At 72.9% G+C, this 20,130-nt stretch carries 13 protein-coding genes and 1 tRNA gene; 3 read left to right on the top strand and 11 right to left on the bottom strand.

Annotation, left to right across the window (positions count from 1 at the left end; translation table 11 throughout):
- Positions 1 to 147 precede the first annotated feature (147 nt).
- Together IE118_RS22590 and IE118_RS22585 are read left to right on the top strand one after the other, a co-directional pair.
- On the top strand, positions 148 to 426 hold the full coding sequence (locus IE118_RS22590) for a GlsB/YeaQ/YmgE family stress response membrane protein (RefSeq protein ID WP_189559818.1): 279 nt from the start codon (positions 148 to 150) through the stop codon (positions 424 to 426).
- A 459-nt stretch (positions 427 to 885) separates the two neighbouring features.
- The gene (locus IE118_RS22585; protein ID WP_189559817.1) at positions 886 to 2,688 is read left to right on the top strand and encodes a pectate lyase-like domain-containing protein; all 1,803 of its coding nucleotides are present in this window, start codon (positions 886 to 888) and stop codon (positions 2,686 to 2,688) included.
- Positions 2,689 to 2,798: 110 nt separating this feature from the next.
- Here IE118_RS22585 and fusA read toward each other — a convergent pair whose 3' ends face one another.
- Positions 2,799 to 4,847: an elongation factor G gene (gene fusA / locus IE118_RS22580; protein ID WP_189559816.1), complete on the bottom strand. Its 2,049-nt coding sequence runs from the start codon at positions 4,845 to 4,847 to the stop codon at positions 2,799 to 2,801.
- A gap of 413 nt (positions 4,848 to 5,260) precedes the next feature.
- On the opposite strand from fusA, the gene IE118_RS22575 reads away from it, so the two are divergent.
- Positions 5,261 to 6,676, top strand: a complete 1,416-nt coding sequence (locus tag IE118_RS22575; RefSeq protein ID WP_189559815.1) for an MFS transporter — start codon at positions 5,261 to 5,263, stop codon at positions 6,674 to 6,676.
- Positions 6,677 to 6,886: 210 nt separating this feature from the next.
- Here the strand turns inward: IE118_RS22575 and IE118_RS22570 are convergent.
- The 10 genes from IE118_RS22570 to IE118_RS22525 form a co-directional block, all read right to left on the bottom strand.
- Positions 6,887 to 6,971, bottom strand: a tRNA-Leu gene (locus IE118_RS22570).
- Between the two features lie 203 nt (positions 6,972 to 7,174).
- On the bottom strand, positions 7,175 to 8,368 hold the full coding sequence (locus IE118_RS22565; protein WP_189559814.1) for a sugar phosphate isomerase/epimerase family protein: 1,194 nt from the start codon (positions 8,366 to 8,368) through the stop codon (positions 7,175 to 7,177).
- Positions 8,369 to 8,483: 115 nt separating this feature from the next.
- The gene (locus IE118_RS22560) at positions 8,484 to 9,863 is read right to left on the bottom strand and encodes an alkaline phosphatase family protein (RefSeq protein ID WP_189559813.1); all 1,380 of its coding nucleotides are present in this window, start codon (positions 9,861 to 9,863) and stop codon (positions 8,484 to 8,486) included.
- Positions 9,860 to 11,029 (bottom strand): metabolite traffic protein EboE, encoded by a 1,170-nt coding sequence (gene eboE / locus IE118_RS22555; RefSeq protein WP_189559812.1) that lies wholly within the window; start codon positions 11,027 to 11,029, stop codon positions 9,860 to 9,862. Before eboE ends, IE118_RS22560 begins: the two co-directional genes overlap by 4 nt.
- A gap of 3 nt (positions 11,030 to 11,032) precedes the next feature.
- Positions 11,033 to 11,923, bottom strand: coding sequence for a TatD family hydrolase (locus IE118_RS22550; protein WP_189559811.1), 891 nt, complete (start codon positions 11,921 to 11,923; stop codon positions 11,033 to 11,035).
- Positions 11,923 to 12,660 carry an EboA domain-containing protein gene (locus tag IE118_RS22545; RefSeq protein WP_189559810.1) on the bottom strand — a complete coding sequence of 246 codons (738 nt, stop codon included), beginning with the start codon at positions 12,658 to 12,660 and terminating at the stop codon, positions 11,923 to 11,925. Before IE118_RS22545 ends, IE118_RS22550 begins: the two co-directional genes overlap by 1 nt.
- The gene (locus IE118_RS22540; RefSeq protein WP_189559809.1) at positions 12,657 to 13,595 is read right to left on the bottom strand and encodes a sugar phosphate isomerase/epimerase family protein; all 939 of its coding nucleotides are present in this window, start codon (positions 13,593 to 13,595) and stop codon (positions 12,657 to 12,659) included. Before IE118_RS22540 ends, IE118_RS22545 begins: the two co-directional genes overlap by 4 nt.
- Complete coding sequence (locus IE118_RS22535; protein ID WP_373298310.1) at positions 13,592 to 14,902, bottom strand: SCO3242 family prenyltransferase; 1,311 nt, start codon at positions 14,900 to 14,902, stop codon at positions 13,592 to 13,594. The genes IE118_RS22540 and IE118_RS22535 overlap by 4 nt, the downstream gene beginning before the upstream one ends.
- A gap of 53 nt (positions 14,903 to 14,955) precedes the next feature.
- Complete coding sequence (locus IE118_RS22530; RefSeq protein ID WP_189559808.1) at positions 14,956 to 16,152, bottom strand: inositol-3-phosphate synthase; 1,197 nt, start codon at positions 16,150 to 16,152, stop codon at positions 14,956 to 14,958.
- A gap of 131 nt (positions 16,153 to 16,283) precedes the next feature.
- Positions 16,284 to 20,000, bottom strand: coding sequence for a ThuA domain-containing protein (locus IE118_RS22525; RefSeq protein ID WP_189559807.1), 3,717 nt, complete (start codon positions 19,998 to 20,000; stop codon positions 16,284 to 16,286).
- Positions 20,001 to 20,130 lie beyond the last annotated feature (130 nt).

Below are 20,130 nucleotides of genomic sequence, written 5' to 3'. Positions count from 1 at the left end.
GGCCGCTCCTCAGCCGGACGGCGAGGAGCAAGACGGGACAAAACGGAAAACCGTCCGAGAGATGACGGCGCGATGTGTTTGGAAGTGGCGCGGCGGTACATACGGAGGGCTAACAGAAACTTTATACGACGAGGTAGGAGACCTAACATGGGCATCATCGCTTGGATCTTCATCGGCCTGCTCGCGGGCCTCATCGCCAAGGCGCTGATGCCGGGCAAGGACCCGGGCGGCGTCATCATCACGATGCTCATCGGCATCGCGGGCGGCCTCCTCGGCGGCTGGCTCGGCAAGGTGATCTTCGGCGTCGACTCCATCGACGGCTTCTTCGACCTGTCGACCTGGATCGCCGCCATCGTCGGCTCCGTCATCCTGCTCGCCCTCTACCGCGTGATCACCGGCAACCGCCACTCCCACCGTCACGCCTGACCGGTACTCACACGGCCCGGAGCGGCTCCTCGTCCCACAAGACGAGGAGCCGTTCCTTCTGTGTTTTTCCGGCCCGAACTGCGGCAGGCGCGTCACCGACGCCATCCGTGCTCCAACCGCCTCCGCAGGCCGAGGCGGCGAGTGCCGGAGGCGGCAACACGGCGCCGGTGGCCGCGGCTCGGGCACCGCGGATGACTCCTGTTGCCCCCTCCGGGAGGACGTACCTACGGGCGGGTGCACGGGGACGCGGATCACGGACTGGCACGAGGAGGGCGCCTCATGGCTTAATTTAGGACGTGAGTTAAACCGTCCCGGAGCGGCGCGTCAAGGGTTTGGACGGACTCGCCCAACTCGTGCGGCACCTCTTGACGCACTCGTTCCGGGCATGAACCATTCAGCGGCGAGAGAGCGCTCCCACCACCCCACGCCGTTCACTTCCTGAACCAGGAGAGCCGCCCCATGACGTCCGACTCCCCCTCCGCGCCCCCGCCCTCCGGCCGTCCCGTGCTCGGCCGCCGCACCGTCCTGGGCGCCGTGGCCGCCGCTCCCGTACTCGCCGGACTGCCCTCGGCCGCCTCCGCCGCACCCCCGGCGGGACGCGGAAAACCGCGCCGGCTGAAGGGCGGCGGTGATCTCGGCCCCAACGTCATCGTCTTCGACCCGTCCACGCCGGGGATCCAGGCCCGGCTGGACGAGGTGTTCGCCCGCCAGGAGTCGGCACAGTTCGGCACCGGCCGCTACCAACTGCTGTTCAAGCCCGGCACGTACCACGGGCTCAACGCGCAGATCGGCTTCTACACCTCGATCTCCGGGCTCGGCCTCTCCCCCGACGACACCACCATCAACGGCGACGTGACGGTCGACGCCGGCTGGTTCGACGGCAACGCCACACAGAACTTCTGGCGTTCGGCGGAGAACCTGGCCGTGGTCCCGGTCAGCGGCACCAACCGGTGGGCGGTCGCGCAGGCCGCGCCGTTCCGCAGGATGCACATCCGCGGCGGCCTCAACCTCGCCCCGTCCGGGTACGGCTGGGCGAGCGGCGGCTACATCGCCGACAGCCGCGTCGACGGCACGGTCGGACCGTACTCGCAGCAGCAGTGGTACACCCGGGACAGCGCGGTCGGCGGCTGGACCAACGCCGTGTGGAACATGGTGTTCTCCGGCGTCGAGGGGGCGCCCGCCCAGAGCTTCCCCGAGCCGCCCTACACCACCCTCGACACGACCCCGATCTCCCGCGAGAAGCCCTTCCTGTACCTCGACGGCGACCGGTACCGCGTCTTCCTCCCCGCCCTGCGCCGCAACGCGCGCGGTGTCACCTGGGGCAACGGCACCCCGCGCGGCACCTCCCTGCCGCTGGACCGCTTCTACGTCGCCCGGCCGGGCGACTCGGCGGCCACCCTCAACCAGGCGCTCGCCCAGGGCCTCCACCTGCTGCTCACACCGGGCATCTACCGCGTCGACCAGCCGGTCCGCGTCGACCGCCCCGGCACGGTCGTCCTGGGTCTCGGCTACGCCACCCTCATCCCCGGCAACGGCGCCACGGCGATGCGGGTCGCCGACGTCGACGGCGTACGGCTGGCCGGCTTCCTGATCGACGCCGGACCGGTCAACTCCCGTACGCTGCTGGAGATCGGCCCGAGCGGCTCGTCACGGAACCACTCGGCCGACCCCATCACCGTGCAGGACGTCTTCATCCGGATCGGCGGGGCCGGGCCCGGCAAGGCGACCACCAGCATGGTGGTCAACGCCCGGCACACCGTCATCGACCACACCTGGGTCTGGCGCGCCGACCACGGCGACGGCGTCGGCTGGGAGACCAACCGCTGCGACTACGGCGTCGTCGTCAACGGCCACGACGTCCTGGCCACCGGCCTGTTCGTCGAGCACTTCAACAAGTACGACGTGCAGTGGAACGGCGAGCGGGGCCGCACGATCTTCTTCCAGAACGAGAAGGCCTACGACGCACCCGACCAGGCGTCGATCCAGAACGGCGCGATCAAGGGCTACGCGGCCTACAAGGTCGGCGACCGGGTCACCGAGCACGAGGGCTGGGGCATGGGCAGCTACTGCTACTACAACGTGAACCCGGCCATCGTCCAGCACCACGGGTTCGCCGCCCCGCGGCGCCCGGGCGTGCGCTTCCACCACCTGCTCGTCGTGTCGCTGAGCGGGCACGGGCAGTACGAGTGCGTCATCAACGACACCGGGGCTCCCACCTCGGGCACCGACACCGTGCCGTCCAAGGTGGTGTCCTACCCCTGACCCCGGCGCCGGGAGCACGCCCCCGACCGACGCCGACGGTCGGGGTGTGCTCGTACGGCGGCGGTGGCGGCCCCTCCCGGCGCGTCGCGGGAGGGGCCGCCGTTCACGCGTTACCGCGCGGCCGCGGGCGCGGGCGCCGGCGCGAATCCGGCGGGCCGGGTGGTGAAGGTGCCGCGGCCCTGGGTGCGGCTGCGCAACCGGGTCGCGTAGCCGAAGAGTTCGGCCAGCGGCACGGTGGCGGTGACGACCGTGCCACCCGCCCGGGTGACGGAGCCCGTCACCCGGCCGCGGCGCGCGGCCAGATCACCGAGCACCCCGCCGACCGCGTCCTCGGGCACGGTGACCGTGACCTCGACGACCGGTTCCAGCAGGACCATCGCGCAGGCCCGCAGGGCGTCCCGCAGTCCGAGCCGTCCCGCGGTGCGGAAGGCGGTGTCCGAGGAGTCCTTCACATGGGTCGAGCCGTCGGTCAGGGTGACCCGCAGCCCGGTCACCGGGTGTCCGCCCAGGGGTCCTTCGGCGAGCGCGTCCCGGCAGCCCGCCTCGACGGCACGGACGTACTCCTGCGGCACCCGCCCGCCGACGACCGCCGAGCGGAACTCGAAGCCGGACTCCGGGGTGTCCAGTGGTTCGACGTCGAGCACCACATGGGCGAACTGGCCCGCCCCGCCGTCCTGTTTGACGTGCCGGAACACGAAGGCGGACACGCCCCGGCCCACCGTCTCCCGGTGACCGACCCGGGGCCGGCCCACGGCGACGCCCAGCCCGTGCTCACGCCTGATCTTCTCCACCGCGACCTCCAGGTGCAGCTCGCCCATGCCGGACAGCACCGTCTGACCGGTCTCCGGATCGGTGCGCGCCACCAGCGAGGGGTCCTCCTCGGCCAGTCTCGCCAGCGCCGACGCCAGCCGCCCGGTGTCCGTGCCCCGCAGGGCCTCGACCGCGACGGAGACGACGGGTTCGGCGACGCCCGGAGGTTCCAGCACCAGTGGGGCGTCCGGCGCGCACAGGGTGGAGCCGGCGCGCGCGGACTTCAGTCCGACCACGGCGACGATGTCCCCGGCGACGGCCCGGTCCGCCTGCTCGTGCCGGTCGGCCCGGACGCGCAGGATGCGTCCGACGCGCTCGGAGCGGCGCGCGGTGGCGTCCCACACCGTGTCTCCCTTCTCGATCGTGCCCGCGTAGAGACGCAGGTAGGTCAGCCGCCCGGTGGCGGTCGCGTTCACCTTGAAGGCGAGGGCGGCCAGCGGCGCCGCCGGGTCGGCGGCCCGCCGCTGTTCGGTGCCGTCGTCGCCGGTGCCGCTGACCGGCGGCACGTCCAGCGGCGACGGCAGGTAGGCGAGTACGGCGTCGAGCAGCGGTTCGATGCCGCGGTTGCGGTACGCGGAACCACACAGGACCACGACGGCGGCGCCGTCACGGGTCAGGTCCCGGAGGGCGGCCGCGAGCGTGCCGGCGCCGAGCGAGCCGGTGCCGCAGTACTCCTCCAGGGCGCCCGGATGCAGCTCGGCGACGGCCTCCTCCAGCATCCGGCGCCGTCGGTGCGCCTCCTCGCGCAGCTCGTCCGGCACCGGAGCGGGCTCGCACCCCTCCCCGTCGTCGGTCCAGGTCAGGGCCCGCATGCGCAGCAGGTCGACGACACCGGTGAAGGTGTCCTGCGCGCCGATGGGCAGCTGGACCGCCAGGGGTACGGGGTGCAGCCGTTCCCGGACGGAGGCGACGGCCGCGTCGAGGTCGGCGCCGGCCCGGTCCATCTTGTTGACGAACGCGATGCGCGGCACGCCGTGCCGGTCCGCCTGCCGCCACACCGACTCGCTCTGCGGCTCCACACCGGCGACCGCGTCGAACACGGCGACCGCGCCGTCGAGGACGCGCAGCGCGCGTTCCACCTCGTCGGCGAAGTCGACGTGGCCCGGGGTGTCGATGAGGTTGATCCGGTGGCCGTCCCAGGCGCAGGTGACGGCCGCGGCGAAGATGGTGATGCCCCGGTCGCGTTCCTGCGGGTCGAAGTCGGTGACGGTGGTGCCGTCGTGCACCTCGCCGCGCTTGTGCGTGGTGCCGGTGGCGAACAGGATGCGCTCGGTGACGGTGGTCTTGCCGGCGTCGACATGGGCGAGGATGCCGAGGTTGCGGACGGCGTCGAGTGGGTGGGTACGCATGGCCGGTGGCCTTTCGGATGATCCGGAGAAGGGCGGCGCGATGGTCCCCGGCGCACGGCGTCGGACGCCCCTGGTGTGCGGGGCGGCGAAGGTCAGCTGTGCGGCGAGGTCATCCGGTGCCGGGCGCGCAGCGGGCACCGGACGGCCGGAGACACCAGGATCACCACAGACCGGCGGGACCGGGAACGGGGAGCGGCGACGGTGGCGTGGTCACGCACGGCCGGGCTCCCCTCACTGGTCTCGGATGCGCGGCCCCGGGAGCGGGGCGGCGCCTGCCCGGTGAGTGTAGGGACGGCGGGGAGGGCGGGGCCACGCAATTTCCGGAGCCCGGAGTCTCACATTCCGGTACGGCTCTCCTGCTGCGTGAGATGTCTGAGAGCCTTGGGCAACCGTTCACCTGGAAAGACCGTGACATGCCAGCACCACACACCAGTCCGGCCCCGGCGGCCCCCGTCAACTCCCGGTCCCGTGTCCTCATCGCGAGTCTCATCGGCACGACGATCGAGTTCTACGACTTCTACATCTACGCGACCGCCGCCGTACTGGTCTTCCCCGCGCTCTTCTTCCCGAGCAGCGACCCGACCACGGCGCTGCTGTCCTCCTTCGCCGTGTTCGGCGCCGCGATGGTCGCCCGCCCGATCGGCGCGGTGGTCTTCGGACACCTCGGCGACCGGCTCGGCCGCAAGGGGACGCTGGTCGCCTCGCTCCTCACCATGGGCATCGCGACGTTCCTCATCGGCGTGCTCCCCACCTACGCGCAGGCCGGCTGGATCGCCACCGCGCTGTTGGTGCTGATGCGCCTCGCGCAGGGCTTCGCGCTCGGCGGCGAGTGGAGCGGCGCGGCCCTGGTGGCCACGGAGAACGCCCCGAAGGGCAAGCGCGCCCTGTACGGCACGTTCCCGCAGCTGGGCGCCCCGCTCGGCTTCATCATCGGCAACGGGCTGTTCCTGATCATCGGGGCGCTGCTGCCGTCCACGGCGGGCGCCGACCCGTCCCAGCCCTCGGACGCTTTCCTGAGCTGGGGCTGGCGCATCCCGTTCCTGTTCTCGGCCGTGATGGTCGTGATCGGGCTGTGGGTGCGGATGCGTCTGGTGGAGGCCCCGGTCTTCGCACGGACCCAGGAGGCCGGGCTGGTGCGGAAGCTGCCGCTGGCCACCGTCTTCCGCAGCCACTGGAAGCAGCTGGTCCTCGGCACGTTCTTCATGCTGGCGACGTACGTGCTCTTCTACCTGATGACCACGTTCTCGCTGAGCTACGGCCGTACGGCCGAGGACGCCGCCGTGCCGGGCCTGGGCTACAGCTACACCACCTTCGTCCTGATGATGATCTTCGGGGTGCTGTTCTTCGCGGTGTTCACCCTGGTCTCCGGCCCGCTCGCCGACAGGTACGGCCGCCGCACCACCCTGATCTGGGTGACCGCCGGGATTCTGGTCTTCGGCCTGGTCTGGGTGCCCCTGATCGGCCTGGGCACGCTGGGTGTGGTGCTGTGGCTGGTACTCGGGTTCACGCTGATGGGCATGACGTTCGGCCCGATGGGCGCGCTGCTGCCGGAGCTCTTCCCGACGAGCGTGCGCTACACGGGCTCCGGGATCTCCTACAACGTCAGCTCGATCCTCGGCGCCGCCGTGGCCCCGTTCATAGCGGTGGCCCTGTGGGAGGCCGGTGACGGCTCGCCGTGGCTGGTCGGCGTCTACCTCTCCGCGATGGCGCTGCTGACGCTGGTGTCGCTGCTGCTCGGCAAGGAGACCAAGGACGTCGGCCTGGACGAGGGCGAGGCCCTCGGCGAAGCCGACCGGGAGGAGGCGCCGGCGGCCGCTTCGGCTTCCTGACCCGGCGGACGACCGTGCGGCCCCTGCCCCATCCGGGCGGGGGCCGCACGGCTGTTCCGGGGGTGCAGCGGCGGGGGCCGCACAGATGTTCCGGGGGTGCGCGGCGGCGGGGGCCGCGCGGACGAAGGAAGGCGGGCGGACAGAAGGAGGTGGCGAACGAAAGAAGGGGCCGCGACCCGAGAGTCGCAGCCCCGCCTTCGTCACAGCGAGTGTCCGAGGGGGGACTTGAACCCCCACGCCCGATAAAGGGCACTAGCACCTCAAGCTAGCGCGTCTGCCATTCCGCCACCCGGACAAGGTGTCTGCCGCTCGTGCGGGGGTGGTCCCCGCGGCGACATGGACAACCATACCAAGGTTTCACAGCGCCCTTCACCTGCGTTTCCGTGCCCCGGGCGGCGGCCGGGAGCGCGGGGTGATCATGCGGGCGGCATGCCGGTGCGCCGGCCCTCCCGCGGGTGCCCCGGGGCGGGCCGGCGTGGTGATTCCGTGCGGGGGCCGCTAGCGGCGGCGCCTGCGCAGGGCCGCCATGTTGTCGTAGCTGATCTTGGCTTCGCGCAGCGACTGGGCGGGGTCGGTGGCGCTCGGTGCGTTGTCGTCCTCGACCATCGGGTTGCGGTAGTGGCTCTGCCCGACCCGGGAGAAGAACGTCGTGTAGTCGATGTCGCCGGTGCCGAAGGGCACCATGTCGTAGCCCATGCCGTTGGTCGTGTCGACGACGCCGTCCTTGGCGTGGAACAGCGGGTAGCGCTTGTTGTGGCGGGCGACCAGGCCGGCCGGGTCGAAGACGCTCCTGCGGGTGGAGCCGTCGGGGGCGGTGTAGGTGTGGAACTTGTACTGGGCGACGTGGGCCCAGAAGACGTCCATCTCCAGCCAGACGAGCCGCGGGTCGGTGACCTTCAGGAAGTACTCCAGCCTCCGGACGCCGGAGCTGCGGGTGGGACGGCCCTGGTCGTCCAGCGGGCCGCTGTCGAGCAGGAAGCCGTAGGCGCTGTCGTGGTTGTGGGTGTAGAGCTTGATGCCCTCGCGGCGGGCGATCGCGCCGAGGGCGTTCCACTTGTCGGCGGCCACGTCCCAGTCGGCGCGGTAGGAGCTGCCGGTGGGGTCGCCGCCGGTGCCCATGTGGTCCATGCCGAGGATGTTGGCGATCTCCAGGTGCTTCTTGAAGGTGTCCTTGTCCGCCGTGGTCAGCGGCCAGGAGGAGGGGATGAAGCCGTGGTTGCCCTGGGCGCGCAGGCCGTAGTCGTCGAGCCAGCGGCGCAGCAGCCTGGCGCCCTGGACGGTTTCCAGGTTGTCCCCGCCGGGGGCGTTGGCGTGCTGGCGGTAGCCGGCGAACTCCACCTGGCGGTAGCCGTGGCGGGCGAGCTGCTTGAACACCTCGCGGAAGCCGGAGGGCAGGTCGCTCGCGAGGGGGTCGCGGGCGGTGGCGTCACGCACGGTGTAGAGGATGATGCCGCGCTTGTGCGGCGGGACGAGCACCTGCCCCCGGCCGTGGTCGTGCCCGTGTCCGTGACCTCGGTCCCCGTTGTGGGCGAGGGCGGGGGCCGCGCCGAAGACGGGTGCGGCGACGGCTCCGGCCGCCACGGCGGTGCAGGTGGTGAGGAAGCGGCGGCGGCCGACGCCGAGGCTGCGGCGCAGTCCCTCGTCCGGGGTCGGGGCGTCGGCGGTGCGGGACGGGTCGGAGTGCTGGGTCACGAGTGGCCTGCCTTCTGCGGTCGGGGCGGTCACGGGGCGGCCGGGACCGGCCGTTGTCAGTGCTGTGTGTTTCACTCTCGGTAGTCGGATGTCGGCGGTCGTGCGTGGTGCGGTGTCAGCCGAGTCCGGCGAGCCGGAGCAGGAGTTGTTTCACATCGGTGGCCGCGACGCGGTCGCCGAGGGCGCGGGGGGTGGAGCAGATGAGGAGCGGACCGTCGTCGTCGCTCGCGGGGAGGCGGCCGTGGCTGCCGCGAATAGGTGAGGGGTCCAGGGGGACGACCGCCATGCGATAGCGCAGGCCGAGCTTCTTGCGTGCCAGGGCGGTGGCGGCCTTGACCTTGACGTAGGGGTCGAGGGGGTCCATGAACAGTTCGACCGGGTCGTAGCCGGGTTTGCGGTGGATCTCGACGAGCTGCGCGAAGTCGGGCGCGCGGGCGTCGTCGAGCCAGTAGTAGTACGTGAACCAGGCGTCCGGTTCGGCGACGGCGACGAGTTCGCCGGCCCTCGGGTGGTCGAGGTGGTGGGCCTTCTTGCCCTCGTCGTCGAGGAGCCGCTCGATGCCGGGCAGTCCGTCGAGGGCGGCGCGGGCGGCGTCGAGGTCCTCGGGGCGGCGCACGTAGACGTGGGCGAGCTGGTGGTCGGCGACCGCGAAGGCGCGGGAGGCCATCGGATCGAGGTATTCCATGCCGTCCTGGGTGTGCACCTCCAGGAGGCCGGCCCGGCGCAGGGCGCGGTTGATGTCCACGGGCCGGTCGACGCGGGTGATGCCGTACTCGGACAGGGCGACGACGGTGCGGCCCTCGGCGCGGGCATCGTCCAGCAGCGGGGCCAGGGCGGCGTCGAGGTCGGCGGCGGCCCGCAGCGAGCGCGGGTCGTCGGGGCCGAAGCGCTGCAGGTCGTAGTCGAGGTGCGGGAGGTAGCAGAGGGTGAGGTCCGGGTGGCGGGTGTTCATGATGTGGCGGGTGGCGTCGATGATCCACTGGCTGGAGACGATGTCGGCGCCGGGGCCCCAGAAGTGGAACAGGGGGAACGTGCCGAACTTCTCGGTGAGTTCGTCGTGCAGCGCGGGCGGCCGGGTGTAGCAGTCGGGTTCCTTGCGGCCGTCGGCGTAGTAGACGGGGCGGGGGGTGACGGTGATGTCGGTGTCGGCACCCATGGCGTACCACCAGCAGATGTTGGCGACGGTGTAGCCGGGGTGGGCGCGGCGGGCGGCGTCCCAGAGCTTGTCGCCGGCGACGAGGCCGTTGTGCTGCCGCCACAGGAGGACGTCGCCGAGTTCGCGGAAGTACCAGCCGTTGCCGACGATGCCGTGCTCGGAGGGGGTGGTGCCGGTGAGGAAGGTGGACTGGGCGGCGCAGGTGACGGCGGGCAGGACGGTGCCGAGCGGGGCGCGGGAGCCGGACCGGCCGAGCGACTTCAGGTGGGGCATGTGGTCGAGGAGGCGGGGGGTGAGGCCCACGACGTCGAGGACGAGGAGGGGGGTGGGGTCGCTCATGGGAGTTCCTTCAGGCCGAGGTCCGTCAGGAGGTCGCGGGCCAGGGTGAGTTCCGCGGCGATGCCGTCGGCGAGCTGGGCGCGGCCGCGGGGGCGCAGGTCGGCCGGGAGGGCCTGCCAGGTGTAGGTCTCCACCTCGAGGTGGTGGGTGAGCGGCTGCGGGCCGCCGACGAGCCGGGTCAGGACGGTCTTCAGGACCGGCAGGGTGGAGGTGAGGGGCGGGGCGGGGGCCGCGTGCAGGGGGACGTGGAAGTGGGAGCGCCAGGGGCCCCCGTCGGGCAGGGTGTCGCCGGCGAGGGCCTGGTCGAGGTCGTCGGTGCCGCGCAGGCCGGCGGAGGTGGAGGTGCGGGTCTGGTGCAGGAAGCGGGGTTCGGCGAAGGCGGCGAGGGCTTCCCGGACCTCGGGGAGGTGGGGGTGTTCGGCGTGCAGGGCGGCGGAGAGCTGGGACTTGACCACAGGGACGCCGGCCCGGGCGAGGTCGTCCAGGGCGGTGTGCGGGTCTTCGAAGGAGGTGGCGAGGTGGCAGGTGTCGACGCAGATGCCGATGCGGTCGTGGCCGATCGCGGTGAGCGGGGCGATGGCGTCCCGGGTGGTCTCGACGACGCAGCCGGGTTCCGGTTCCAGGGCGACACGGAGGGAGCGTCCGGTCAGTTCGTGGAGCGCGTCGAGCCGTCGGGCGAGGGTGCGCAGGGCGGTGCGTGCCGTCCGGGCGCGTTGTTCGTCGTGGGCGGTGCGCCAGGCGAGGGGCAGGGTGGAGATGCTGCCGTCGGTGACGTCGTCGGGGAGGAGTCCGGCGAGGACCCGGGCGAGGGCCGCGGTGTGTTCCAGGCGTTCGGGGTCGGCCCAGTCCGGCTTGTAGACGCGGTACTTGACCTCCTGCGCGCCGAAACCCTGGTAGGGGAAGCCGTTGAGGGTGACGACCTCGAGGCCGCGCCGTTCGAGGGCGCAGCGCAGTGCGCGCAGGGCGGCGGGGTCGGTGGCGAGGGTGTGCGCGGCGTCCTTGGCGAGCCACAGGCCGATGCCGAGCCTGTCCCGGCCGAGGCGCCGGCGGACGGGTTCGCAGTGGTCGCGGAGCTGGGTGAGGACTCCGTCGAGGGTCTCGGCCGGGTGCACGTTGGTGCAGTAGGCGAGGTGGACGGTGGAGCCGTCGGGGTGGCGGAAGCGCATGGCTCACGCCTCCGTGGCGGAGGCGCCGGCGGGCCGTGGCGCGTCTCTCGGTGTGCCGCGGAGGATGGAGTTGCCCTCGTGGGTGGGCTCCGGGGCCTCGACGTCGAGGCGGAGGCGGCCGCTGAGTCCGTAGAAGGCGACGGGGTTGCGCCACAGCACCCGGTCGACGTCGTCCTCGGTGAAGCCCTCGGCGAGCATCAGGTCGGCGACCTTGCGGGTCTTGAGCGGGTCGCTCTTCCCCCAGTCGGCGGCGGAGTTGACCAGGACGCGTTCGGGGCCGTGGGCGCGCAGGATAGCGACCATGCGCTCCTCGTCCATCTTGGTGTCCGGATAGACGGAGAAGCCGAGCCAGCAGCCGCTGTCCTTGGCCTCCTTGACGGTGGTCTCGTTGAGGTGGTCGACCAGGACGCGGTCCACGGGCAGCGCGGACTCGCGGACGACGTCGAGGGTGCGGCGCAGCCCGGCGAGCTTGTCGCGGTGCGGGGTGTGCACCAGCGCGGGCAGGCCGTGGTCGGCGGCGAGCTGGAGCTGGGCGGCGAGGGCGGTGTCCTCGGCGGGGGTCATGGAGTCGTAGCCGATCTCGCCGACGGCGACCACGTTGTCCTTGACGAGGTAGCGGGGCAGCGCGTCGAGGACCGGGGTGCAGCGCGGGTCGTTGGCCTCCTTCGGGTTGAGGGCGAGGGTGCAGTGGTGGGCGATGCCGTACTGGGCGGCGCGGAAGGGTTCCCAGCCGAGGAGCGCGTCGAAGTAGTCGAGGAAGGAGGCCGGGGAGGTGCGGGGCTGCCCGAGCCAGAAGGCGGGTTCGACGACGGCGCGGACGCCCGCGGCGTACATGGCCTCGTAGTCGTCGGTGGTGCGCGACGTCATGTGGATGTGGGGGTCGAAGATGCGCATCAGGACTCCTTGCCGTGGGGGTCGTCCGTGCCGTGCGTCCCGGGGGCGGTGGCGGACTCGGTCAGGGCCAGGACGCGGTGCAGGTCCGCGGGGACGGGGCGGCCGGCCGCGGTGCGCTCCTCGGCGTAGTCGCCGAGCATGCGGGCGAGTTCGCCGTCGCCGCGGGCACGGCGGTCCAGGTCCGCGACGTGCTCGAGGGCGACTCCGGTGAACAGGCACTTCAGCACGGCGTGCCGCCAGGCGTGGGCGTCCAGGTGGCGGGCTGCGTAGGGGCCGAGGGCGGCGGCGACGAGCCGGGTGTCGTTGGTGCGCAGGGCGTCCTCGACGAGCGGGAGGGCGTCGGCGCCGGTCAGGAGGTGGGGCAGTGCGTGCAGGACGGCGCGGCGTTCGTCGGCGGTGCCCTGGAAGTAGACCCGGGTCAGCGCGTCGGCGTCGGCGTGGGCCGCGTGCAGGATGAGGACGCGGGCGGCGTCGGCGTGGGCGGGGCCGCAGCGGCGGCCGGCCTCGGCCAGGCGCAGCTCCCACACGGAGATGGGGCCGTGGGCGCCGGGGTGTGCGGTGGCCTCGTCCAGGGCCTGGTCGAGCCAGGCGCGGGCGGCGCCGTCGAGCCGTTCGGTGAGGTGGCGGTGGAGTGCGGCAGGCGGGGTGAGGGCGGGGGTGGTGCCGTCACCGGGTGCCGCCCCGCTCGCGGGGGTGTCTGCCTCCGGGGTGGCCGGGGTGGCGTGGGGGCGGTTCACGGGGTGGTGCTCCCTTCGGGGGTGGCGGAGGGATCGCCGTGCGGTGGGAGGGCCGCCGTCCGCTGGGCGGCACGGCGGAGGAAGGGCAGGGAGCGGGCGGCGAAGTGGGGGCCCGCGTGGGAGTGGCGGGGCAGTTCGACGACGGTCAGGCCCTGGTAGCCGGTGGCGGCGAGGGCCGCGAGGAGGGGCGGGAAGTCGATCTCGCCGTCGCCGAAGGGGAGGTGTTCGTGGACGCCCCGGCGCATGTCCTCGATCTGGACGTGGCGCAGCCAGGGGGCGGCCTCGCGTACGCAGTCGGCGGGCGGGAGGGGTTCGAGGCACTGGCAGTGGCCGAGGTCCAGGGTGAGGCCGAGGGGCTCGGGGTCGCCGAGCGTGCGGCGCAGGTGGTGGAAGTCGGCGAGGGTGGCGAGGAGGTGGCCGGGTTCGGGTTCGACGGCGAGGGGGACGCCGGCGCCGGCGGCGGCGTCGAGGACGGGGGCGAGGGTCTCGGCCAGGCGTTTCCAGGCGGTGTCCTCGTCGGTGCCGTCGGGGACGGTGCCGCTGAAGCAGTGCACGGCGTGCGCGCCGAGGTCGGCGGCGACGCGGACGGCGCGCAGCAGGAGGTCGACGCGGCGGGCGCGGTCGTCCGGGCCGGGGTCGAGGAGGGAGGGACCGTGTTTGCGCCGGGGGTCGAGCACGTAGCGGGCGCCCGTCTCCACGGTGACGCCGAGACCCAGTTCGTCCAGTCGGCGCGCGACCCGGCGGGTGCGGGCGGCGAGGTCGGGGGCGAGGGGGTCGAGGTGCATGTGGTCGAGGGTCAGTCCGACGCCGTCGTAGCCGAGGTCGGCGAGGAGGGCGAGGGCGTCGTCGAGGCGGAGGTCGGCGAGGCCGTTGGTGCCGTAGCCGAAGCGGAGCGAGGAGGAAGCCTGCGGGTTCTGGCTGGGGTCCGGGCTCATGTGATGCTCACCTTCCTCAGGCCGGCCCGCCTCGCGAACATCCGGCCGGCCGGGGCGAGGGCCGCGACCAGGAGGGAGGTGGTGGTCGCGCCGGAGCGGGCGGCCAGGGCTGCCTGGAGCGGGATGGTGGCGCGGATGCCGCCGCCGACCGCGCGCTGGGTGAGCTGGGGTGAGGGGTTGAGCGCGGCGTGGAAGCAGGGGCGGGCGGCGGTGGCGGCATAGGCGGCGGCGAGGGCGGCGGCGAGGAGGCCGCCGGCCCGGGGAGGGCTGCCGTCCGGGCCGGGACCCGGCAGGCCGGGGGCGGCTGCTGCCCCTCGGCCTGCCGGGAGTCGGGTGCGGCGGTGGGCGGCCAGCCGGGCGAGGGCCCCCGTGGTGGCGAGCGCCGCCAGGGGGGCCGCGACGGAACCGCCGGTGGTCTCGCGGCGGGAGACGGCCGTGACCGCGAGGGTGTGGCTGCCGAGCAGCGCGGCGGAGGGCAGCGCGGCCCGGATGCCGCCCCAGGCGCCGCGCTTGGTTCCGATCCGGGTAGCGCCCTTGATGCCGCCCCGGGTGGCGGCCCAGGCGCCTCCCCCGGTGCCTCCCCCGGTGCCGCCCCGGGTGCCGCCGCCGGCGGCCGCGCCGAGCAGCAGGTCCAGGCCGCGGGCGGTGGCCATGGCCACCGGGCCGGCCGGCGAGTGCTTGAGTCTCAGGTCGTAGGCCCAGACGGTCGCCGCGAGCGGCGTCGCCACCGCGAGGGCGGGGCGTCCCGCGCCGGCGGCGAGCGCCAGTCCGGCGCCGGTGAGGGCACCGGCGGCGGTGAGTGCGGCGGCCGGGCGGACCCGGCCGGAGGGGATCGGCCGGTGCGGCCGCTCCGCGGCGTCCTCGGCCCGGTCCGCCCAGTCGTTGAGGGCCATGCCGGCTGCGTACAGGCTCAGGGAGGAGCCGATGGCCAGCAGGGTCCGGGGCCCGGGGCGCACCCCGGCCGCGGCCGCGCCGGCCAGGGCGTCACCGGGGACGGTGAAGAGGGCGGGCAGACGCAGCAGTTCGGCCCAGGCGGCGCCGCGCCCGGAGCGGGATGCCCGGTCCGCCCCGCCGGCCGCGGCCCCGTTGACGGTGCGGGAACGTTCCGCCCCCGCGTCCGGGCGGTGGGACGGCGTGCGGGCTCCGGGCCCGCGTGCGCTCCCGCCTGCCGGCGGTGCGGCGCCACGTCCGTGCGTCGCCGCGGCCCCGGCCGAGACGGACGGGTCGGCCGCGGGGGCCTCCGGCACGGCCCCGTCCGGCGCCGTGCCGGCCGGCACGCGCACCTCCGGACCGGAGGGCACGCGCACCTCCGGACCGCCCTCTCCCCCGGCCCCCCGCGACGCCGCGGCCTCCCCGCGGGTCACCGGTGTGCCCCGGAGGCGTCGGATGCCGTGCGCAGGCGGGCGGCGAAGTGGCGCAGCCGGGTGTACTGCTCGGCGAGGGAGGACGGGCCGTCGCCGACCGGGTCCTTGAAGTAGAAGCCCAGGTCGGCCAGCGGGCCGCTCAGGCCCTTCTCCCGGGCGCGGAGGGTGAGGCGGGCCAGGTCGAGGACGAGGGGGGCGGCGAGGGCGGAGTCGCAGCCCTGCCAGATGGTCTGGAGGATCATGCGGGAGCCGAGGAAGCCGTCGAAGGCGATGTGGTCCCAGGCGGTCTTCCAGTCACCGAGCGCCGGTACGTCGTCGATGTGCACCTCGCCCTCCGGCGCGGCCCCGAGGGTGTCGGCGAGGACGCGTTCCTTGCCGGCGTTCTTGGCCGCGGCGGCCGCGGGGTCGGCGAGGGCCGCGCCGTCGCCGCCGCCCAGCAGGTTGGTGCCGGACCAGGCGCGCACGGTGAGGGCGCGCTGGAGGAACATCGGGCCGAGCACGGAGCGCAGGAGGGTCTGTCCGGTCTTGCCGTCGCGGCCCGCGTACGGCAGGCCCGAGGAGTCGGCGAGTGGGGCCAGCCGGGGGTGGTGCAGGCCCGTGGAGGGGGTGAAGTTGACGTAGGGGCAGCCGGCGCGCAGGGCGGCGGCCGCGTAGAGGGAGCTGGGCGGGAGGGAGCCGTCGGCGGGGGCGGGTTCGGTGGAGGCCACGTTCACCACGACGGCGCCCGCGAGGTTCTGCCGGCCGACGAAGTCGCGGATGTCGGCCGTGAACACGTCGATCCAGTCGTCGTCGGTGCGGGCCGGGCCGCCGTCCGGGTCGCGGGGCAGGGGCCCGCCCGGCCTGATCTCGGCGTCCGCGGCGGCGAGTTCGGTGTGTACGGCGGACGGCAGGCCGTGCGGCAGGACACCGCCGGCGGCGAGGTGTTCGGCGCGTTTGGGCAGCGGGCAGTCGACGGTGTCGTGGCCGCCGAAGACGAGGGACGACAACGAGGGCAGGCCGCACGCGGCGAAGTCGGGGGTCTCGGTGACCATGCCGGTCGGCGGGTGGAGCCCGGCGGCGACGGCGGCGCAGCCCGCGATCGCGGTGGTGGCCACGGATCCGCGTGCCCCGACGAACCAGACGCCGAAGCGCGGGGCCGGGGAAGAGGAGGAGGTGGGGGTGGGGAGGGGGAGGGATGACGGTTCGGCGGACATGGGCAGCCTCCTTGTCTTACGCGAACCGGGTGCGAGCGCCGGAGGGGGACGCGCGGGGTGCCGGGCGCGCGGGCCCGGCGGGACGGCGGGCGGAGGTCCGGCGTCCTCCGCCCGCCGCCGTTCCGGTCGCCCTAGGAGGGCAGTTCCTTCAACTGGATGTTGCGGAAGGCGACATGGTCGGCGGAACCGTGGTTCTGCAGGCCGATGTAGCCGTCGGTCAGGCTCCGCTCGGGGTCCTTGTTGGTGAAGTCGTTGATCTTGACTCCGTTGAGGAACACCTGGAGGCGTTCGCCCTGGACCTTGATCTCGTAGGAGTTCCACTGGCCGGGCGGGCGCAGGACCTGGTCACGGGCCTTGATGTTCGCCGACTTGAAGGAGTAGACGGAGCCCGTGGTGCGGTCGGGCGCGTCCGTGGCGTCGATCTGGATCTCGTAGCCCTTGTTCACCGCGGACCAGGGGTCGTCGGAGGCGGGGAAGCCCACGAAGATCCCGGAGTTGTCGTCGCCCCGCATCTTCCAGTCGAGCTTCAGGGAGTACGACGTCAGTTCCTTGGCCTGGTACCAGAGCAGGCCCATGCCGCCCTCGGACTCCAGGGTGCCGTCCTTGACGGTGAACTTCCCGGGGCCGGCCTGCTTCCAGCCGTCCAGGGTCTGGCCGTTGAAGATCTCCCGGTAGCCCTTGTCCGGCTTGCAGTCCGCCTTGACCTGGCCGGTGGCGTACCGCATGCCGCCGAGCAGGTGGTTGCGGAACGCCTCGTCGGCGTAGGACTCCTTGGTGTGGCCGCCGCCGGTGTAGAAGGAGCGGCCGCCGCCGTAGCTCTGGCACCAGGCGATCGGGTGGTCGCCCTTCATGGTGCCGCCCTGGTAGGTGGTCTCGTCGAGGGTGGCGAGGATCTTGGCCTGGTCACGCGGGTTGGTGCGGTAGTTGTACCACTCGTCGGTGCGCTCCCAGGTGTCGCCCAGGTGCGCGGTGGACGGGTGGTCGTGGTCGTGGACGCGCACGGTGGCCTTCTGGATGGCCGGGTGCGAGTCGAAGTGGGCGCCGACGAGGCCGCCGTAGAACTCCCAGTCGTACTCGGTGTCGGCGGCGGCGTGGATGCCCAGGTAGCCGCCGCCGTTCCCGACGTAGTTCTCGAACGCCTTCTGCTGTGCGTCGTTCAGGACGTCACCGGTAGTGGACAGGAAGGCGACCGCGTCGTACTTGGCGAGGTTGGCGGTGGTGAACTGCCCGGCCTCCTCGGTGGCCGTGACGGTGATGCCGGCCGGGGCGCCCAGTTCCTTCAGGGCGGCGACGCCGTCCCCGATGGAGTCGTGCCGGAAGCCGGCGGTCTTGGAGAAGACCAGGACCTTCTTGCCCTGCTTGAACGGCTCCTTGGAGAACTCGAAGTCGTCCAGGTCGTACAGCGCGCCCTCGCCGCCCCGGAAGACCAGGTAGACCTCCGTGGTCTTCTTCGGCAGGGACCGCAGCGGCACGTCGACGTTCTGGAACGTCTCCCAGCCGCCGGTGGGCGGGATGTACGCCGAGCCGTGCAGCGTGCCGTCGGGCGAGCCGGTGCGCACCTCGACGAAGCCGCCGGCGCCGCCGGAGGAGGCCCGTACGGTCAGCTTCTTCTGCCCGTCGAACCGGTAGGGGGTGAAGGAGATCCAGTCGCCGTCGTGAACGTCACCGACGGTCTTGCCGCCGTTGGCGCCCGTCTTGTCGATCACGGACACGCCCTGCTGGGCGGTGAAGTGCTCGGCCTGGCGGTGCAGCGGCTGGAGCACGGCCCGGGCGGTGCCGGTCAGGGCCTCCTGGCCGTTCGCCCCGCCGTCGGTGTAACTGGCGCCGACGACGCCGTAGATGTTGGCGTTGGGGTCGTGACCTCCGTCGCCGGGGGGCGGCTCGAGGATGCCCTCGCAGCCCGTCTCGCTGGTCAGCTCGTGGGCGTGGGAGTCGTGGCCGAGGCTGTAGACGACCTTGACCTTGGAGCAGTCGACGCGCTCCTCGGGGTCGGTGACCTTCACCTTGAACGGGACGGGTTCACCGAAGGCGGCCAGGCTGCCGTTGCCCGGTACCTCGATCTTCACCGTGGGTTCGGTGTTGCCGACCACGATCCGGATGCTGGCGTTGCCGGTGTTGCCCTCGGGGTCCTTCGCGGTGAAGGTGGCGGTGTAGGTGCCGGCCTTCTTGTACTTGTGGGTGGGGGTGAGTCCCTCGCCCGTGGTGCCGTCGCCGAAGTCCCAGCCGTAGGTGAGGTCCGGGGAGTCGGCGTCCTTGGCGGAGGCCGTGAACTTCACCTTCAGGCCGACCGCGCCGGACGTCCTGTCCGCGCCCACCTCGGCGATCGGGGAGAAGCCGTCCTCGGCGTTCTCGATCCGGTAGAGGGCGGAGTTCTCGTCGCCCTGGAACCAGGAGACGCCGTAGTCGAGGACGTAGAGCGCGCCGTCGGGGCCGAACTCCATGTCCATGATCTGGGTGCCGGTCCACGGGAAGTCGTTGATCTTCGCGACGGCGCCGTCCTCGGTCTGCTCGATCCGCTTGATCCAGCGGCGCCCGAACTCGCCCGCGAAGAAGTCGCCGTCGTACGCCTCGGGGAACTTCACCGAGGAGTCGAGCTCGGGGTCGTAGCGGTAGACCGGGCCGGCCATCGGGGACTCGGAGCCGCTGCCGAACTCGGGGACGGACCCTCCGTCGTAGGGGATCCAGGCGGGCTGGGCGGGCGGCAGCTCGGTGAGGCCGGTGTTGTGCGGGGAGGTGTTCTTCGGGGCGGCGCAGTCGAACTTCGCGCCGGAGGCGCCGGTGGCGAAGTCGTAGTCGTTGTACGCGTCGTTGTCGCCGGTGCAGAACGGCCAGCCGAAGTTGGCGGCCTCGGTGACCTTGGCGAACTCCACCTGTCCCGCCGGGCCGCGGTTCGGGTCGGCGGCGCCCGCGTCGGGGCCGTAGTCGCCGACGTAGACGATGCCCGTCTTGTCGTCGACGCTCATCCGGAACGGGTTGCGGAAGCCCATCGCGTAGATCTCGGGGCGGGTCTTCTCGGTGCCCGGGGCGAAGAGGTTGCCCTCCGGGACGGTGTACGAGCCGTCCTCGGCGACCTTGATGCGCAGGATCTTGCCGCGCAGGTCGTTGGTGTTGCCGGAGCTGCGGCGGGCGTCGAAGGCCGGGTTGCGGTCGGGCCGGTCGTCGATGGGCGTGTACCCGTCGGAGGCGAAGGGGTTGGTGTCGTCGCCGGTGGACAGGTAGAGGTTGCCCTCGGCGTCGAAGTCGATGTCGCCGCCGACGTGGCAGCAGGTGCCGCGGGAGGCGGCGACGTCCAGGACCTTCTTCTCGCTGGCCATGTCCAGCGTGCCGTTGGGGTTGAGGACGAACCGGGAGAGGCGGTTGACGCCGTCGAACTTCGCGAAGTCCGCGGCGCTGCCGTTCTCCGGGGCGTCGCCCCCGGGGGTGTCGAGCGGCGGGGCGTAGTAGAGGTAGATCGCCCGGTTGTTCTCGAAGTCCGGGTCGACGCCGACGCCCTGCAGGCCCTCCTCGTCGTGGCTGTAGACGGGGATCTTGCCGGCGACCTTGGTGACGCCGCCCTGGTCGGTGAGGCGGAGGGTGCCGTCGCGCGAGGTGTGCAGCACGCTGCGGTCCGGGAGCACGGTGAGCGACATGGGCTCACCCATCTCGGGTTCGCCCTTGGCGAGCGGCACCTGCTGGAACTGTCCCTCGGCAGCCGCCGGTTCGTCGTGCTCCGGGTGTCCGGGGTGGGCTCCGGCGACGGTGGCCGGGGTGCCCACGGCCAGCAGCAGTCCGGTGAACAGGGCGAGTCCGGTGCGCAGTCGGGGTCGACGCCTCGGGGCGTGGGTGGATGTGAGTCTGCTTCTGTGCACGAAGTCCCTCCGGGAACGGGGTGGGGCCGTACGGAACAGGTGCGAAGACATGTGGTGCGTGCGGTGCGTGCGGGCGCCGGGGTGCGCCGTCACCCCGGAGGCGTGGGTGTCCTGACCACTTCAGGGACGG

Origin of the sequence: Streptomyces pilosus (assembly GCF_014649835.1) — a bacterium.
GTDB lineage: Bacteria > Actinomycetota > Actinomycetes > Streptomycetales > Streptomycetaceae > Streptomyces > Streptomyces pilosus.
This window is presented reverse-complemented; position numbering and strand designations above follow the sequence as displayed.